Genomic DNA, 17,854 nt, shown 5'->3' with positions numbered 1-17,854 from the left:
GAAGGTCCGGGGCCTGGACGCTAAGGTCGTGGTCCCCGCGCGTGCGGGGGTGGTCCCCCGACGATCAGCCAGTCCGACGCGGCGTCGTTGTGGTCCCCGCGCGTGCGGGGGTGGTCCTGTCGTCAACATGGGTGGCGAAGGTGAGCTTGATTGGGCCCCGCGCCTGCTGGGGTGGTAGTCCCCCGGGCCCGGCCAGGGGGTCAGGCGCCAGTAGTGGTTCCCGTGTATGCGGCGGTGGTCCCCGCGCGGGGCTTCGTGGCCCGGTCCGGGTCCGTCAGTCCGGCAGCAGGTGGCCCCGTCTCGACAGCAGGAAGCGTTTGAACGCGGCCACCGGTGGGGTGTCGGGGTGGCCGTCCAGCCAGGCCACGCCGATTTCCCGGGCCGCTCTCGGAGCCGTCACGGTGAGTTCGACGACGCCGGGGCGCGGCACGGCGGGAGGCGGGAGGAGGGCGACGCCCAGGCCGGCCGCCACCAGGCCGCGCAGGGTCTCCGCCTCCTCGCCCTCGAAGGCGACGCGGGGAGTGAAGCCCGCCTCCGCGCACAGGTCGTCCGTGATGCGGCGCAGGCCGTAGCCGGGTTCCAGGGTGACGAAGGTTTCCTCGGCGGCCTCCGCCAGGCGGATGCGGCGGCGGCTGGCGAGGCGGTGGTCCTCGGGGACGACGAGGCGCAGGCGCTGTTCGTCCAGGCGGCGGGCCACGAGGTCGGGTGCGTCCGGGACGGGTGAGGTGAGGCAGAGGTCGAGGCCGCCTGCCCGCAGGCGTTCGATCATCGCCTCGCCGTAGTTCTGCACGAGCTGGAAGCGGACCCGGGGGTGGTCGACGCGGAAGGCGCGGATCAGGGCGGGGACGGTCTCCGAGCCCATCGTGTGGAGGAAACCGAAGGCGACCCTGCCGGTGGCCGGGTCGGCGTCGGCGCGGACCGAGTCGGCGGCCTTCTCGACCTCGGCCAGGGCCCGCTCGGCCGAGCCCAGGAAGGTACGGCCCGCCGGGGTGAGCGAGACCGTGCGGCCCTTGCGGGCGAACAGGGCGACTCCCAGGTCCTGTTCGAGCCTGACCATCGACCGCGACAGCGTCGACTGCGGTACGCCGAGTTCCTGCGCGGCGCGTGTGACGTGCTCGTGGCGGGCCACCGCCTCGAAGTGGGCCAGTCGCGGCGCGAGCACGGCGCGAATGTCTTCTTCGTAACTACTCGGTGACAGCCGGGGCTGTGAGCTGTGTTCATGCGCCATGGGATTGATTATCGCCACTTCGTGCATTGGACGCATGAAACCGGAGAGCCTACTTTCGAACCATGCCTCCTGCCAGTACCGGGGCGTCCACGCTCATCGTGGCCGCCTCGCCCCAGCCGTCCCCCGTCGCCGCCGCCACCGCCCCCGCCACCACCGCTCCGGAGCGGCTCGAACCGGGCCGTCCCGGCTACCGCCGGATGAGCTTCGCGCTCTTCGCCGCAGGTGTCGCGACGTTCGCACTCCTCTACTCCACGCAGGCTCTGCTGCCCGCCGTCTCCGCCTCCTTCGGCGCCACGGCCGGGCAGGCCAGCTGGACGGTCTCCGCGGCGACGGGCGCACTGGCGCTGTGCGTACTGCCGATGAGCGCGCTCTCCGAGCGGTTCGGGCGGCGGCAGATGATGACCGCCTCGCTGACGGTCGCCGTACTGGTCGGGCTGCTCGTCCCGTTCGCCCCCTCCCTGGGCTGGCTGATCGTGCTGCGCGCCGTCCAGGGCGCGGCACTGGCCGGACTGCCCGCCTCGGCGATGGCGTACCTGGCCGAGGAGGTACGGCCCAAGGCGCTGGTCGCCGCGATCGGACTGTTCGTCGCGGGCAACAGCATCGGCGGCATGAGCGGCCGCATCCTCACCGGGTGGATCGCCCAGCTGTGGGGCTGGCGCGCGGCGCTCGGCGCGGTCGGGGTACTGGCCGTGGCCTGCGCGGTCGTCTTCCACTTCATGATCCCGAGGGCGCGGAACTTCACCCCCGGGACGCTGAACCCGAGGGCCCTCGCGAAGACGGTGGGCGGGCATCTCGCCGATCCGCTGCTGCGCAGGCTGTACGCGATCGGCGCGCTGTTCATGACGGTGTTCGGCGCCGTGTACACGGTGATCGGCTACCGCCTGGTGGAGGCGCCGTTCAACCTCCCGCAGGGCGTCGTCGGCTCGATCTTCCTGGTCTACCTCGTCGGTACGGTCTCCTCCGCCGCGGCAGGCAAGCTGGTTGCCCGGCTCGGCCGCCGGGGCGCTCTCTACCTGGCCGTCTCCACCACGGCCGCCGGTCTGCTGCTCTCGCTCGCCGACCGGCTGGCCGCCGTGCTCCTCGGTCTGGTCCTGATCACGGCGGGGTTCTTCGCCGGGCACGCGGTCGCCTCCTCGTCCGTGAGCCGGACCGCGACCAAGGGCCGCGCCCAGGCGTCGGCGCTCTACCAGTCCGCGTACTACCTGGGCTCCAGCGCGGGCGGCACGCTCGGTGCGGTGGCCTTCCACGCCGGGGGCTGGGCCGGGACCGTGTCGCTGGGACTGCTCGCGGTCCTCGGTGTCGTCTCGATCACGCTGTACGGGACGCGCGCAGCCCGCGCCGAGCGGCGCCGGCTGCTGCCGGTGGCTTCCGTACAGAACTGAGACATACGGCGCACAACCAACGACTCCCCGACGCGCGTCTAGCTACCGGAATCACCTCACGGCGCGCGAAGGGGAGTTGGCGTACATGAGAGTCGCGGGGAACATACGGGGGGCACGGCTGCGGCGCGGGCTCGCGCTGTCGGTCGCGGGCCTGACGGCCGTACCGGCCCTGGTCCTGGCCGGCGGCGGTTCGGCGCAGGCGGCGTCCTGCACGACGTCCACCGGGCCGTACCAGAAGCAGGTCGAGAAGTATCTGCACCGGCCGGTCGACGGCAAGCAGTCGGCCGCCGACTGCAAGGCGATCCGGTCCTTCCAGAGCACCTACGGGGTCACCCCCACCATCGGGTACGCGGGTCCGGTCACCTGGCGCACGATGAAGACGCTCACGGCCCAGAAGGCGGCCGGAAAGAACCCGAACAAGGACAAGAAGTGCCCCACCAACAAGGGGCGCATCGCGTGCGTGGACCTGACCCGGCAGCTGAGCTGGATCCAGGACGGCAGCAAGCTGAAGTTCGGGCCCGTGCCGGTGCGGACCGGGCGGGACAAGTACGAGACCCGCACCGGGGCGAAGAAGATCTACTGGCGGCACATCAACCACGTCTCGTCGATCTACCACGTGTCCATGCCGTACTCCCAGTTCTTCGACGGGGGTCAGGCGTTCCACGCGGTGGGCGTGAAGATGTGGAACCCGCCGGGGTCGCACGGCTGCGTCAACATGCGCACCGCCGACGCGAAGTCGTACTGGAACCTGCTGAAGAACGGCGACGACGTGTACGTGTACGGGCGCAAGCCCGGAACGTGACCGGGAGCGTGACCGGAATCCGGGCTGCTTCGCTGCTTCCCGCCCCCGTTGTCAGTGGCCTGCGGTAGCTTCCGAAGTGCTGAAGTGAGCGGTGTCACAGCGCAACAGGGGTGGAGCGATGGGTGATCTGACAGCGACGACGGATATCGACAGCCGTCTGGAGGGACACCGGATCGAGCTGACCGGCTACTGCTACCGGATGCTCGGCTCGGCCTTCGAGGCCGAGGACGCGGTGCAGGACACGCTGGTGCGTGCCTGGCGCAGCTTCGACAAGTTCGAGGGGCGTTCCTCGCTGCGGTCCTGGCTGTACCGGATCGCCACCAACGTCTGCCTGGACATGCTGAACGCCGGGAAGAAGCGGGCCCGTCCGGTCGATCTGACGGGCCCGACCCCCCTCGCCCAGGCCGCGCTGAACCCCCTGCCGGAGAACACCTGGCTGGAGCCGATGCCGGACGGCCGCATCCTGCCGACGGTGGCCGACCCGGCGGAGGCCGCCGTGGCGCGGGAGTCGGTGCGCCTGGCGTTCGTCGCCGCGCTTCAGCACCTGCCGCCCAAGCAGCGGGCCGTGCTGATCCTGCGCGAGGTACTGGCCTGGAAGGCGAGCGAGGTCGCCGAGCTGCTCGACACCTCGGTCGCCTCGGTCAACAGCGCCCTCCAGCGGGCACGGGCCACCCTGACCGAACACGAGGGACAGCCCGTCGACGCCGCGAATCCGCTCGACGAGGAACAGCGCAAGCTCCTCGAACGGTACGTGGCCGCCTTCGAGGGCTACGACATGGCCGCGCTGACCGCGCTGCTCCACGAGGACGCCGTGATGACCATGCCGCCGTTCGACCTCTGGCTCCAGGGGCACGACGACATCACCGGCTTCATGCTCTCCATCGGCGCGGGCTGCGCGGGCTCCCGCCTGGTGGCGACGTCGGCGAACGGCACCCCGGCGTTCGCGCACTACAAGCCGAATCCGGACGGGGACGGGTTCGTGCCGTGGGCGGTGCAGGTCATCGACATCTCGGAGGGCGCCATCACCGGGATGCACTGCTTCCTGGACACACCGCGCTGGTTCCCGCTCTTCGGGCTGCCGGATCACCTCGACGCCGACGCGGTGTGAGACACGGCGTGAGACGCGGCGTACGGATCGGGCTGGTGGCCGGATGGGTGGTGCTGGCGGCCGGAGGCTGGGGGCTGTCCCAATGGATGGGCGAGCCCTCCGCCACCCGGGGCCCCGAGCCCGGTTCGGCCCGGCCCTCCTGGACGAAGGCCGAACCGGGGCCGCAGCCCGAGTCCGTCTGCGACGACCTCGTACGCGCCGCGTCGCCGCGCCCCGGCGCCACGCCCGCCGCGCTCCTCAAGGCGTCGGCGGCCCCGCTCGACTCCGGGACCGCCCATCTCCGGGCAGTGGTCTGCGACCGGGCTGAACCCGCGGACTGAGCGGAGAGGGGTGGGAGCGGGGCCGGGAGTGGGGGCGGGAGTGGGAGTGGGAGTGGGGGCGAGACCAGGCCGGGCACAGGCGGGACGGGGCCGGGCGGAGGGCGTGACGGGGTTTGACCGAGGCCGGGCGAAGGCCGGGCAGAAGACCGGGCAGAGGGCGTGACGGGGTTTGGCCGAGGCCGGGCAGAAGACTAGACGGAGGTCGGGCAGAGGGCGTGACGGGGCTTGGCCGAGGCCGGGCGAAGGCCCGACAGAAGCCGGGCAGAGGGCCGGAACTGAGGCCGGGCAGAGGGCCGGGACTGAGGCCGGGCAGAAAGCGGGGCGGGGCCGGGCGGAGGGCGTGACGGAGGCCGAGCGAAGGCCCGACAGAGGCCGGAACTGAGGCCGGGCAGAAGGCGGGACGGGGTTTGGCCGAGACCGGACCGGAGCCCGACCCGGGCGGCTCGTACGCTCAGCTGCCGCCCTCCCCCGCCTCCTCGGCCTCCGCTTCCTCGGCCCCCGCCCCGTATCCCACGTCCACCACCTCGGCCAGACCGACCAGGTCGAGCAGGCCCTTCAGTTCGGGCGGCACACGGCGCAGCCGCAGCCTCCTGCCGCCCGCCCGGCGCGCGACGAGCCCCAGCCGCGCCACCGCCTCGACCAGGGCCAGGTCCACGTGCACGACCCCGCCGACATCACAGTCCACCCACGCATCCGGGACACGGGGGCCAGAGGCGCGGGAGCCAGGGGCGCGGGGGCGGCTGTCCGGCTCCCGGATGTCCGGCCCTCCGGCGTCCGGGGCGCGGGCATCCGACCCTTGGCCGTTTGAACCCCGGGCATCCCAACTACAGGCCGCCCGCTCGTCGTCGGCGGCATCGGCGGCGCCAGCACCGCCGTCAGCGGCGGCAGCGGCGGCAGCGGCGGCGTCGCCGTCCAAGTCGTGCAGCAGCGCCTCCAGTTCGGCGCAGAGTTCCGGCACCATGGCCCGGGTGACGCGGCCGGTGACGATGAGAGCGTTCGGGGTCATGGGTTCCACATCAGGGAGACCGGACCGGCGGCCGAAACTCATCGCTGCCCGACCGCCGTTCTCAGCAAGTCTCCCGGCCCGGTGAAACGGCCGCGTACCCGCCCGGCGGCTGCCCGCACGACCCGCGCACCCACCCCGGGCCCGGCTCCGCGCACCGCGCCGAAGCGGTGAACTTCCGTCAACTCCGGTGGTCTGTGAGCTTTCTGTGAACCCCCGCAGCCGATTCCCCCTCTAGATACATGAACCGGCCGGCACCGGCGTCCCTGCGGTGCCGACTGACCAGTGGCCCCTCGGGGCCGCCTGATTCTCCAGGGGGAGAGTTGCGCAGACACGTGAAGAACGCGTGTGTTTCGACCGTCGCCGCGGCCGCCGCCGTGGCACTCGCGGCCGGGATGACCACCCCGGCCATGGCACAGCCCGACGCCGCCCGCCCCGGCACCCTCCGCCCGGCCGGCGGCGGGTCCGCCGCCGGGCACGAGCTGACCCTCATCACCGGCGACCGCGTCACCGTGAACGCCAAGGGCGAGTTCCTGGCCTTCCGGGCCGCCAAGGGTCGCGAGCACATACCCGTGCAACGGCAGATACGCGACGGCCACACCCTGCTCGTGCCGGCCGACGCACACCGGCTGATCAGCTCCGGCAAGCTGGACCGCCGGCTGTTCGACATCACCGAGCTGAACCGTGCGGAGAACCGCCGGGCCCAGAAGGCGGGCCTGAAGCTGATCGTCTCCTACCGGGGCGCCCAGGCCGCGACCGCCAGGACCGAGGTCCGGAACGCGGGCTCCACCCGGGTCGGCCGGACCCTGAACTCGCTGAACGCCCAGTCGGTGACCACGCCGCAGCGCGACGCCCAGGACATCTGGCAGGCACTCACCGCCAAGGCCGCGCACAGCGCGCAGCGCACCACGGCCGCCGGTATCGACCGGGTCTGGCTGGACGGCGTCCGCCGGGCGAACCTCGACAAGAGCGTGCCGCAGATCGGGACCCCCGCCGCCTGGAAGGCCGGTTACACCGGGAAGGGCGTCAAGATCGCGGTCCTGGACACCGGTGTGGACGCCACCCACCCCGATCTCAAGGGCCGGATCCTCGGCACGAAGAACTTCACCTCCTCGCCCGACACCAAGGACCGGGTCGGCCACGGCACCCATGTCTCCTCGATCGCGGCCGGTTCGGGCGCCAAGTCGGGCGGCAAGTTCAAGGGGGTGGCCCCGGACGCCAAGCTGCTGGAAGGCAAGGTGCTCGACGACGACGGCTTCGGCGACGACTCCGGCATCCTGGCCGGCATGGAGTGGGCGGTCGCGCAGGGCGCCGACGTCATCAACCTGAGCCTCGGCGGCAACGACACCCCCGAGGTCGACCCGCTCGAAGCGGCGGTCAACAAGCTGTCGGCCGACAAGGGCGTCCTGTTCGCCATCGCGGCGGGCAACGAGGGCGACATGGCCGGCACGGTCGGTTCCCCGGGCAGTGCGGACGCCGCGCTGACCGTCGGCGCGGTCGACGACAAGGACCAGCTGGCCGATTTCTCCAGCCGTGGCCCGCGCGTCGGCGACGGGGCGATCAAGCCCGACGTCACCGCGCCCGGTGTGGACATCACGGCGGCGGCCGCGCCCGGCTCCGCCATCGACCAGGAGGTCGGGCAGAACCCGCCCGGCTACCTGACGATCTCCGGTACGTCGATGGCGACCCCGCACGTCGCGGGCGCCGCGGCGCTCCTCAAGCAGCAGCACCCGGACTGGAAGTACACCGAGCTCAAGGGCGCGCTGACGGCCTCGACCAAGCCGGGCGCGTACACACCGTTCGAGCAGGGCTCGGGCCGGATCGCGGTCGACCGGGCGATCACCCAGACCGTCGTCGCCGACCCGGTCTCGGTGAGCTTCGGGGTGCAGCAGTGGCCGCACACCGATGACACCCCGGTCACCAAGAAGGTGACCTACCGCAACCTCGGTACGGCCGATGTCACGCTGGACCTGGCGGTGAAGGCCACCAACCCGAAGGGCAAGCCCGCCCCGGCCGGGTTCTTCGGCCTCGGCGCCACCAAGGTGACCGTTCCCGCGGGCGGCACCGCCGATGTGCCGCTGACCGTGAACACCAAGCTCGGCGGCACGACGGACGGCTCCTACTCCGCGTACGTCGTCGCCACGGGCGGCGGCCAGAGCGTCCGCACCGCGGCCGCGGTCGAGCGGGAGATCGAGTCCTACGACCTCACGGTCAAGACCATCGGACGCGACGGCAAGCCCGCCGAGTTCGTCGACACCGACCTCTTCGGCCTCACCGGCAAGGCCAACGGCGAGTGGTTCAACCCGACGAGCACCGCCGGTACGGCCAAGCTCCGTGTCCCCGCCGGCGGATACACGCTGAACGCGGGTGTCACCGTCGACCCCGAGGACTACGCCAAGGGCACCGACTGGCTGGCCCAGCCGAAGCTCGACGTCACCAAGAACCTCACCGTGACGCTCGACGCGCGCAAGGCCAAGCCGGTGAACATCACCCTGCCCACCACCGGGACGACGTCCCTGCTGGCCGCGCCCGACCTCCAGCGCATGACCGAGGACGGCGGCTACACCTACGGCTGGGTCCTCGACACGTACAAGAACTTCCGCACCGCGCACTTCGGCCCGAAGGTGACCGACGGTTCGCTCTCCCAGCACTGGATCGGCAGCTGGGTCAAGGGGGCCTCGACCCGGTACGACATCGTGGCCGGCGGACGGGTGACCCAGGCGGCCACCGGTTTCGAGCGGAAGTACGCCGCGAGCCAGCTGGCCAAGGTGGGTGTCTCCCTCGGCTCGCCCGCCAAGGGCAAGACCGGTGAGTTCACGGCCGCGGGCCTGCTGCCCGGGGAGGACGGCAGCTGGTCGGCCTGGTCGCTCCACAAGATCCCGGGCAATATCACCTCCTATGTCTCCACCGCCGACAAGGTGAAGTGGAGCTTCGAGTTCGAGCAGGACGGCGGGCTCGACCCGGACGGCTACCCGGTGGTCGACGCGTCGTACTCCCTCGGCGACCAGCAGAGCCTCAAGGCGGGCAAGTCCTACACCAAGAAGGTCAACACCGCGGTGTTCGGCCCCGCCGTCACCTCCGAGTACGGCGTCCTGCGCGACGGCAACAACATCCTCGGCGTGCTGCCGCTGGTGGCCGACGGACAGGGCAACCTCGGTGGTTCCGCCTACAGTTCGGTCAAGACGGTGCTGTACCGCAACGGCAAGAAGCTCGCCCAGAACGAGGACCCGCTGCTGGGTGACACCCCCATCGCCGTTCCGTCGGCCGCCGCCGACTACCGGCTGACGACCTCGGCACGGCGCAGCGCCAAGCTGTCCCCGGTCTCCACCCGGATCGACGCCAGCTGGACCTTCCGCTCCCAGCGGACCTCGGACCCGAAGATGCTGCCGGTCTCCACGGTCCGCTTCACGCCCAATGTCACCGCGGACAGCAGGGTGACGGCCGGCCGGACCGCTTCCGTGCCCGTGACGGTGCAGGGTGCGGCCGCCGGTAAGAACCTCAAGTCGCTGACGGTGTACGTCAGTTACGACGCCGGCAAGACCTGGAAGAAGTCCACGGTCAAGGCGGGCAAGATCTCCGTGAAGAACCCGGCGAAGGGGAAGTCCATCTCCTACCGGGCGAACGTCACGGACAAGAAGGGCAACAAGTCGTCGGTGTCGATCTACAACGCGTACTTCGGCAAGTGACCGGCCACCGGTGAGCCACTGAGCCCACCGGCCCCATGACGGCGGCCCGCCGGGACGGATCCCCCCTGTCCCGGCGGGCCGCTCCGCGTCCGTGACCCGTCGGGAGCACCGGCGCCGCGGCACCGCGGCGCCGCTCGCTCAGCTGACCGGGAACATCCCCGTGTCCAGGTCCAGCCCGAACGGCTCGGGCAGCGTCAGCTTCTCCCCGTACTCCACCGTGTCCAGCACCCGGTAGGTGCCTTCGTCCGGCTCGCCGTAGAGGGTGGCGGTGGGGCGGCCCGAGTGCCACGGGTCGAGCAGCAGGAACAGCGCGACTCCGGCCTTCGCGTACCCGTACACCTTGCCGATGCGGTCGTGGTTGGCGTTGGCCTGCGAGGTGATCTCGACGACGAGCCGGGCCTCCTCGGCCGGGACGCGGTTGCCCGGCCCGGTCGCCACGGCACGGGGCACGACGACGAGATCGGGGATGTAGAGTCCGGCCCGCCCCGGCACGGAGACGCCGAGGGTCTGGTAGATCCCCCACTCCTCCGGAATTACGGTGTACAGCCTGCGCTGAAGCAGTTCCGCGGTGGTGTTGTGGTCCTTGGACGGCGGTGGCGACACGGTGACGATCCCCTCGATGATCTCCACCTTGCAGCCCTCGGGTGCGTCCGTCTCCTCCCAGATCCGGACGAGGTCGTCCCACTCCTGGCCGTGGCCGGGGGCGGGATCGACGGTGAGTGCGCTCATGGCGGTCTCCTCTTATCGGTGCGTCACCGAGTCCAGCATGCCGAACGGGGCCGGTGGCAGTCCACCGGCCCCGTTCACCCGAATGAGAAATTCGCAGGTCAGGCGATACGTTCCCGCACTACCGGAGTAGCGGTGAAGGCCGTGCCGACCGGGGCGATGTCATACGCGTCGGGCAGGGCGCCCAGGGCGTAGTCGAACTTCTCGGGGGTGTCCGTGTGGAGCGTCAGCAGCGGCTGGCCGGCCGTCACCGTGTCGCCCGGCTTGGCGTGCAGCTCGACGCCGGCGCCCGCCTGGACCGGGTCCTCCTTGCGGGCCCGGCCCGCGCCGAGGCGCCAGGCGGCGACGCCGATGTCGTACGCGTCCAGGCGGGTCAGCACGCCGGTGGACGGGGCCGTGACCACGTGCTGTTCGCGGGCGACCGGGAGCGGGGCGTCCACGTCGCCGCCCTGGGCGGAGATCATCCGGCGCCAGACGTCCATCGCGGAGCCGTCGGCGAGGGCCTTCTCCGGGTCGGCGTCCTTGAGCCCGGCCGCGTCCAGCATCTCGCGGGCGAGGGCCAGGGTGAGGTCGACGACGTCCTTGGGGCCGCCACCGGCCAGGACCTCGACCGACTCGCGGACCTCCAGGGCGTTGCCCGCGGTCAGGCCGAGGGGGGTGGCCATGTCGGTGAGCAGGGCGACCGTGCGCACTCCGCTGTCGGTGCCCAGGGCGACCATGGTGGAGGCCAGCTCGCGGGCGTCCTCGATGGTCTTCATGAAGGCGCCGGAGCCGACCTTGACGTCCAGGACGAGCGCCCCGGTGCCCTCGGCGATCTTCTTGGACATGATGGAGCTGGCGATGAGCGGGATGGCCTCGACGGTGCCGGTGACGTCGCGGAGCGCGTAGAGCTTCTTGTCGGCGGGGGCGAGGCCGTCGCCCGCGGCGCAGATGACGGCGCCGGTGGTGTCGAGGACGTCGAGCATCTCGGCGTTCGAGAGGTGGGCGCGCCAGCCGGGGATGGACTCCAGCTTGTCCAGGGTGCCGCCGGTGTGGCCGAGGCCCCGGCCGCTGAGCTGCGGCACCGCGGCGCCGCAGGCGGCGACCAGCGGGGCGAGCGGCAGGGTGATCTTGTCGCCGACGCCGCCCGTGGAGTGCTTGTCGGTGGTGGGCCGGGAGAGCGAGGCGAAGTCCATCCGCTCGCCGGAGGCGATCATCGCGGCGGTCCAGCGGGCGATCTCGGTGCGGTTCATGCCGTTCAGCAGGATCGCCATGGCCAGCGCGGACATCTGCTCGTCGGCGACCTCACCGCGGGTGTACGCGTCGATGACCCAGTCGATCTGCTCGGGGGTCAGCTCGCCCCGGTCGCGCTTGGTGCGGATGACGGAGATGGCGTCCATGTCCTGGGAGTCCTTCCGGCCGGTACGTACGGTACGCAAGAGTCCCGAATGACTCTACGCGCATAGAGGGTGGAGATGGGGGTGGCCCTCCCGGCGGGCGGGAGGGCCACGGTGGACGCGCTGCGGGCGTCCGTTACTTCAGATGGTCCGGGCCGAACGCCTGCGGCAGCATCTCGTCGAGCGTGCGCAGTCCGTCCGGTGTCTCCAGGACGAGTTCGGGGCCGCCGAACTCGTACAGCAGCTGCCTGCACCTGCCGCACGGCACCAGGATCTCGCCCGCCCCGTCCACGCAGGTGAAGTGGGTGAGCCGACCGCCGCCGGTGGCCTGGAGCTGGGAGACCAGCCCGCACTCGGCGCACAGCCCGATGCCGTACGAGGCGTTCTCGACGTTGCAGCCGGAGACCGTACGCCCGTCGTCGACGCGCGCGGCGGCGCCGACCGGGTAGTGCGAGTACGGGACGTACGCGCGGCTCATCATCGACCGTGCGGCGCTGCGCAGCGCCGCCCAGTCGACCTCCGCGGCGGCCGTCACTTGCCCTGGCCCTTGCGGTAGCGCATGCCGTCCGCCTTCGGCATCCGCAGCCGCTGGGCGGAGAGCGAGAGGACGAGCAGCGTGACGATGTACGGGGTGGCGCTCACGAACTCGGTGGGCACGGTGTCCGTGGAGAGATACCAGACCAGCACGGCGGCGGCGATGACCGCGCTGACGCCGCCCTGGACGAAGCTCTTGCGGTAGAGCTTCCAGGCGGCGAGCACGGCCAGCACGACCACGAGCAGCAGGAGCAGCGCGTGGACGGACTCGCCGCCGTTGCGCAGCTGGAGCGCGTCGGCGAAGCCGAACAGTCCGGCACCCATGGCGAGCCCGCCGGGCCGCCAGTTTCCGAAGATCATCGCGGCGAGACCGATGTAGCCCCGGCCGCCGGTCTGGCCCTCGTTGTAGATGTGCGAGGTGACCAGCGAGAGGAAGGCACCGCCGAGCCCGGCCATGCCGCCGGAGACGATCACGGCGATGTACTTGTACGTGTAGACGTTCACACCCAGCGACTCGGCGGCGACCGGGTTCTCGCCGCAGGAGCGCAGCCGCAGCCCGAACGAGGTCTTCCACAGCACGAAGAACGTGAGGGCGAACAGGACGATCGCCAGGATCGTCAGCAGCGACACATTGGTGACCAGGCCGCCGAGGACACCGGCCAGGTCGGAGACGAAGAACCAGTGGTGCTTCTCGATGGAGTGCAGCCAGTCGGAGAGGCCCGGGACGGTCACCGAGGTGATGTCGTCGGCCGGCGGGGACTGCTTCGGGCTGCCGCCCTTGGCCGCCGCCTCGCCCGAGTTGAACCAGAGCTTGGCGAAGTAGGTGGTGAAGCCGAGCGCCAGGATGTTGATGGCGATGCCGGAGATGATGTGGTCGACGCCGAAGGTGACGGTCGCGACCGCGTGCAGCAGCCCGCCGAGCATGCCGCCGACGACTCCGGCCAGGACGCCGAGCCAGGGGTTGGTCTGCCAGCCGGCCCAGGCGCCGAAGAAGGTGCCGAGGATCATCATGCCTTCGAGGCCGATGTTGACCACACCGGCCCGCTCGGCCCAGAGACCGCCGAGACCGGCGAGACCGATCGGCACGGCCATCGCGAGGGCCGCGCTGATCTGGCCCGCCGAAGTGACGTCCTGGGCGCCGGTGATGGCGCGCACGGCGGACAGCGCGAGCAGCACGCCCGCGATGATCAGCAGGACGACGGGGAAGGAGAGGCGGGTGCGGCCGCCCTTGCCGCCGGAGACCTCGGGGGCCGCGGGGGGCGGGGTGGAAGTCGCCGTGGCGCTCACGCCGACACCTCCTGCTGGTCGTTGTTACGGGCGGCGGCCTGTGCGGCGAGTTCCGCGCCGACCTTGCTCTGCTGGCGCTTGAGTCCGTAGCGGCGGACGACTTCGTAGGCGATGACGACGCACAGGACGATGACGCCCTGGATCACGCCGACGATCTCCTTGTCGTAGCCCTCGAATTCGAGCTTGCCGGTGCCGCGCTCCAGGAAGCCCCAGAGCAGCGCGCCGAGCGCGATGCCGACGGGGTGGTTGCGGCCCAGGAGGGCGATGGCGATGCCGGTGAAGCCGATGCCGACCGGGAAGTCCCCGCTGTACTCGTAGCTGTCGTTGAGGAGGGTCGGCATGCCGATCAGACCGGCCACCGCGCCGGAGATGAGCATCGAGGTGATGACCATCTTCTTGACGTCGACGCCGCTGGCCTCGGCCGCGGAGCCGGACTGGCCGACGGTGCGCAGGTCGAAGCCGAAGCGGGTGCGCGAGAGCGTGAACCAGTAGGCGACGCCCGCGACGACCGCGACCACGATGAAGCCCCAGACGGGCGACGGGGTGGTCGGGAACTCGAAGAAGTGCGAGGACTCCGGGAGCGGCTTGGTGGAGATCTTCGTGCCGGCCTCGTCCAGGTGGCCGAGGCGGCCCTGCTGGAGGAGGTAGCCGATGACCGCGGTCGCGATGGCGTTGAGCATGATCGTCGAGACGACCTCGCTGACGCCCCGGGTGACCTTGAGGACACCGGCGATGCCCGCCCACATCGCGCCGACGATCATCGCGGTGAGGATGATCAGCGGGATCTGGAGCGCGCCGGGCAGCGTCAGCGCGCCGCCGACCGCGGCGGCGAAGAACGCGGCGAGGCGGTACTGGCCGTCGACGCCGATGTTGAAGAGGTTCATCCGGAAGCCGACGGCCACCGCGAGACCCGCGAGGTAGTAGGTCGTCGCCTTGTTGAGGATGTAGACCTGGCTGTCCGACTTCAGCCCGTAGTCGAACATGATGCCGAAGGCGCTGAACGGCTCCTTGCCGGTGGCGGCCAGCACGAGTGCGGTCACCAGGAAGGCGACCACGATCGCGAGTACGGGGGCCGCGATCCCCAGGAGCAGCCGCTCCTTGTCGATCTTCTTCATCGGTCCTCTCCCCCGTTCCGGGGGTCGGTGTCGGTGCTGTCGGCGGATCCGGCGCCGGGCGCCGTCGACTCGTCCGGCGCTTCCAGGTGGCCGGTGGCCGCACCCGTCATCGCGGAGCCCAGCTCCTCGGGGGTGATGGTCGCCGGGTCGGCGTCCGCGACCAGCCGGCCGCGGTACATGACGCGCAGGGTGTCGGAGAGCCCGATCAGCTCGTCCAGGTCGGCGGAGATCAGCAGCACCGCGAGGCCGTCGCGCCGGGCCTCGCGGATCTGGTCCCAGATCTGCGCCTGCGCGCCGACGTCCACGCCCCGGGTGGGGTGCGCGGCGATCAGCAGCTTCGGGCCGTGGCTCATCTCGCGGCCGACGATCAGCTTCTGCTGGTTGCCGCCGGAGAGCGAGGCGGCGGTGACGTCGATGCCGGGGGTGCGCACGTCGTACTCGCGCACGATCCGTTCGGTGTCCGCGCGGGCGCCCTTGAGGTCGAGGAACGCGCCCTTGCTGTTGGGGCGTTCGGTGACGTGGCCGAGGATGCGGTTCTCCCAGAGCGGGGCCTCCAGCAGCAGTCCGTGCCGGTGGCGGTCCTCGGGGATGACGCCCATGCCGTCCTCGCGGCGCTTGCGGGTGGGCGTGCGGGAGATGTCGGCGCCGTCGAGGGTGACCGTTCCGGCGTCGAGCGGGCGCATGCCCATGATCGCGTCGACCAGTTCGGACTGGCCGTTGCCCTCGACGCCCGCGATCCCGAGGACCTCGCCCTTGTGGATGGTGAAGCCGATGCCGTCGAGGACCGAGCGGACCACGCCGTCCGGGTCGGTGGCGCTCAGCCGCAGTCCGTCGACGGTCAGCATCGGCACGTCGGTGACGGTGGACTCACGGGTCTCGGGCGAGGGGAGTTCGCTGCCGACCATCAGCTCGGCGAGCTGCTTGGTCGTGGTGTTCCCCGGGTCGGCGGTGCCCACCGTCGTACCGCGCCGGATGACGGTGATCTCGTCGGCGACCGACAGCACCTCGCCCAGCTTGTGCGAGATGAAGATGACGGTCAGGCCCTCGGCCTTGAGCTCGCGCAGGTTGTCGAAGAGCGCGTCGACCTCCTGCGGCACGAGGACGGCGGTGGGCTCGTCGAGGATCAGCGTGCGGGCGCCGCGGTAGAGGACCTTGAGGATCTCCACGCGCTGCCGGTCGGCGACCCCGAGGTCCTCGACCATGGCGTCCGGGCGGACCCCCAGGCCGTACGAGTCGGAGATCTCCTTGATCTTCGCGCGGGCCCGGTCGCCGATCCCGTGCAGCTTCTCGGAGCCGAGAACGACGTTCTCCAGGACGGTGAGGTAGTCGGCAAGCATGAAGTGCTGGTGCACCATGCCGATGCCGCGCGCGATGGCATCACCGGGGTTGTGGAACGAGACCTGCTCGCCGTCCACCGCGATGGTGCCCTCGTCCGGCTTCTGCATGCCGTAGAGGATCTTCATCAGGGTGGACTTGCCGGCGCCGTTCTCACCGACGAGGGCGTGGACGGTGCCACGGCGCACGGTGATGTCGATGTCGTGGTTGGCCACGACCCCGGGGAACCGCTTGGTGATGCCGCGGAGCTCCACGGCATGGGGACTGCTGGACGCGTTGATGGCGCACTCTCCTTGGCAGGAGCGGAGGGCGGAGGCGGTGGGAGCGTGAAAGGTATCGCGCCCGGCGGACGCTACGCGCGTAGCGCCACCGAATCGTTGGCCACCTGATGACAGGTGGCGGACCGTGTGCGTACGGCTACGGCGGGGCAGCCGGGCCCGTACGTGAAATCGGGGCCCGAGTGAAGCCGAAGCGGCTCACCCGGGCCCCGATCGACGGTGGATCAGGTCGTGGTCTTGACCTTGATGGTGCCGTCGGCGATCTTCTTCTTGGCCTCGTCGAGCTTGGCCTGGATGTCCTTCAGGTGGTCACCCGTGGTGGTCAGGCTGACGCCGTCCTTGGCCAGGGTGTACGTCTGCGTGCCGGTCAGCGGCTTGCCGTCCTTGACGGACTTGACCAGGTCGTAGACGCCGCCGTCGACGTTCTTGACGACGGAGGTCATGATCGTGTCCTTGTACTTCGCCAGGGACGGGTCGAGGGCCTGGTCGGAGTCGACGCCGATGGACCAGGCGCCCTTCTTGCCCGCGACGGCCTCGATCGAACCGGCACCCGAACCGCCCGCGGCGGCGAAGATGACGTCGGCGCCCTTGTCGAGCATGCCCTTGGCGGCGGCCGAGCCCTTGTCGGGGCTGCCGAAGCCCGAGAGGTCCGAGCCGGTGGAGAGGTACTGGACCTGCACCTTGGCCTTCGGGTTCGTCTCCATGACGCCCTGCTGGAAGCCCGCGGCGAACTTCTTGATCAGCGGGAGGTCCACACCGCCGATGAAGCCGACCTGGCCGTCCTTCGACTTCAGCGCGGCGGCGACACCGGCGAGGTAGGAGCCCTGCTCCTCGGTGAAGACGATGCTGTCGACGTTCTTGGCGGAGGCGACCGAGTCGACCAGGCCGAAGTTCACCTTCGGGTACTTGGCGGCGATCTTGTCGACCGCGTCCTTGTACGCGAATCCGACGGCGACGACCGGGTTGTAACCACCCTCGGCGAGCGACTCCAGGCGCTGCTCACGGTCGGCGGGGGTCTCACCGGTCTTGGCGGTGAGCTCCTTGGTCTCGGCGCCGAACTCGGACTTGGCCTTGTCCAGACCACGCGCGGCGGAGTCGTTGAACGAGTTGTCACCACGGCCGCCCACGTCGTAGGCCATGCCGATCTTCATCTTGCCCTTGTCGGAGCCGGAGCTCTCGGTGGACGACTCGCCGCACGCGGAGGCGGTGAGGGCGAGGGCCGCAGTGACGGTACACGCAGCGGTGATCTTGGATACCCGGCGCAAGGGAAGGCTCCTTCAAACCTGACCGAAGCGCCTCTTCCGGCGCTGGTTTCGCGGCGATCGTAACGCGCGTAGATGTCAGATAAAGCCCTGTACGGAAGCCGTTATCGGATCGTCGCGAACGAGGGGCGACCCATCCGACTACAGGTGGTTGCCGCCGGGTGACGCGGAGACGGCGAGCGGCTCGACGACACGGTACTCCGCCGGGCGCGGGCGCCGTTCGGCGGTCGGACCGGGGGCGGGACCGGGGGCGGGACCGGTGGCCGGATCCGGGTGGCACCGCCCCGCCGACGGACCACGACGGACGGCTCGGCGACCGCCGCTTCCGCCCGGTCCACGCCCGCCCGCTGCCGCCCGGTCCGCGCCGCTTCTGCTGCCACCCGGTCCACGCCCGTGCGTACCCGCCCGGTCC

At 70.9% G+C, this 17,854-nt stretch carries 14 protein-coding genes and 1 CRISPR repeat array (1 of these 15 cut by a window edge); of the genes, 5 read left to right on the top strand and 9 right to left on the bottom strand.

The genetic code is table 11. The features are described 5' to 3' along the window. Window positions 1–178: a CRISPR direct-repeat array (repeat unit 28 nt; unit sequence GTGGTCCCCGCGCGTGCGGGGGTGGTCC) (it extends 1,438 nt beyond the left edge of the window). A gap of 96 nt (window positions 179–274) precedes the next feature. Beyond that, window positions 275–1,228: a LysR family transcriptional regulator gene (locus ACFVFH_RS06695; protein WP_383764317.1), complete on the bottom strand. Its 954-nt coding sequence runs from the start codon at window positions 1,226–1,228 to the stop codon at window positions 275–277. A gap of 62 nt (window positions 1,229–1,290) precedes the next feature. On the opposite strand from ACFVFH_RS06695, the gene ACFVFH_RS06690 reads away from it, so the two are divergent. From ACFVFH_RS06690 to ACFVFH_RS06675, 4 genes are all read left to right on the top strand, one after another. Further along, window positions 1,291–2,610 carry an MFS transporter gene (locus tag ACFVFH_RS06690; protein ID WP_383764315.1) on the top strand — a complete coding sequence of 440 codons (1,320 nt, stop codon included), beginning with the start codon at window positions 1,291–1,293 and terminating at the stop codon, window positions 2,608–2,610. An 85-nt stretch (window positions 2,611–2,695) separates the two neighbouring features. Continuing rightward, the gene (locus tag ACFVFH_RS06685) at window positions 2,696–3,412 is read left to right on the top strand and encodes a L,D-transpeptidase family protein (protein ID WP_383764312.1); all 717 of its coding nucleotides are present in this window, start codon (window positions 2,696–2,698) and stop codon (window positions 3,410–3,412) included. 118 nt (window positions 3,413–3,530) lie between these two features. Then, complete coding sequence (locus ACFVFH_RS06680) at window positions 3,531–4,520, top strand: sigma-70 family RNA polymerase sigma factor (protein ID WP_383764309.1); 990 nt, start codon at window positions 3,531–3,533, stop codon at window positions 4,518–4,520. An 8-nt stretch (window positions 4,521–4,528) separates the two neighbouring features. Further along, entirely contained in the window at window positions 4,529–4,840 is a 312-nt protein-coding gene (locus tag ACFVFH_RS06675; RefSeq protein WP_383764307.1) for a hypothetical protein, read from the top strand. 451 nt (window positions 4,841–5,291) lie between these two features. Here the strand turns inward: ACFVFH_RS06675 and ACFVFH_RS06670 are convergent, their stop codons facing one another. Then, a complete protein-coding gene (locus tag ACFVFH_RS06670) occupies window positions 5,292–5,597 on the bottom strand; it encodes a hypothetical protein (protein WP_383765567.1) in 306 nt (101 codons plus the stop codon). Between the two features lie 641 nt (window positions 5,598–6,238). On the opposite strand from ACFVFH_RS06670, the gene ACFVFH_RS06665 reads away from it, so the two are divergent. Beyond that, window positions 6,239–9,529: a S8 family serine peptidase gene (locus tag ACFVFH_RS06665; protein ID WP_383765565.1), complete on the top strand. Its 3,291-nt coding sequence runs from the start codon at window positions 6,239–6,241 to the stop codon at window positions 9,527–9,529. A 138-nt stretch (window positions 9,530–9,667) separates the two neighbouring features. Here ACFVFH_RS06665 and ACFVFH_RS06660 read toward each other — a convergent pair whose 3' ends face one another. From ACFVFH_RS06660 to ACFVFH_RS06630, 7 genes are all read right to left on the bottom strand, one after another. After that, complete coding sequence (locus ACFVFH_RS06660) at window positions 9,668–10,258, bottom strand: Uma2 family endonuclease (protein ID WP_383764304.1); 591 nt, start codon at window positions 10,256–10,258, stop codon at window positions 9,668–9,670. Window positions 10,259–10,356: 98 nt separating this feature from the next. Then, the gene (locus ACFVFH_RS06655; protein ID WP_383764301.1) at window positions 10,357–11,634 is read right to left on the bottom strand and encodes a thymidine phosphorylase; all 1,278 of its coding nucleotides are present in this window, start codon (window positions 11,632–11,634) and stop codon (window positions 10,357–10,359) included. 133 nt (window positions 11,635–11,767) lie between these two features. Beyond that, window positions 11,768–12,166, bottom strand: a complete 399-nt coding sequence (locus ACFVFH_RS06650; RefSeq protein WP_383764298.1) for a cytidine deaminase — start codon at window positions 12,164–12,166, stop codon at window positions 11,768–11,770. Next, window positions 12,163–13,452: an ABC transporter permease gene (locus ACFVFH_RS06645; RefSeq protein ID WP_383764295.1), complete on the bottom strand. Its 1,290-nt coding sequence runs from the start codon at window positions 13,450–13,452 to the stop codon at window positions 12,163–12,165. Before ACFVFH_RS06645 ends, ACFVFH_RS06650 begins: the two co-directional genes overlap by 4 nt. Beyond that, window positions 13,449–14,567: an ABC transporter permease gene (locus ACFVFH_RS06640; RefSeq protein WP_383764293.1), complete on the bottom strand. Its 1,119-nt coding sequence runs from the start codon at window positions 14,565–14,567 to the stop codon at window positions 13,449–13,451. The genes ACFVFH_RS06645 and ACFVFH_RS06640 overlap by 4 nt, the downstream gene beginning before the upstream one ends. Beyond that, window positions 14,564–16,156, bottom strand: a complete 1,593-nt coding sequence (locus ACFVFH_RS06635; protein WP_383764290.1) for an ABC transporter ATP-binding protein — start codon at window positions 16,154–16,156, stop codon at window positions 14,564–14,566. The genes ACFVFH_RS06640 and ACFVFH_RS06635 overlap by 4 nt, the downstream gene beginning before the upstream one ends. A gap of 248 nt (window positions 16,157–16,404) precedes the next feature. After that, a complete protein-coding gene (locus tag ACFVFH_RS06630) occupies window positions 16,405–17,445 on the bottom strand; it encodes a BMP family protein (protein ID WP_383764288.1) in 1,041 nt (346 codons plus the stop codon). Window positions 17,446–17,854: the final 409 nt, after the last annotated feature.

This window comes from Streptomyces sp. NPDC057697 (genome assembly GCF_042799335.1).
Lineage (GTDB): Bacteria > Actinomycetota > Actinomycetes > Streptomycetales > Streptomycetaceae > Streptomyces.
The sequence above is the reverse complement of the archived record's forward strand: the minus strand, read 5'-3'. Positions and strand labels throughout refer to the sequence as shown.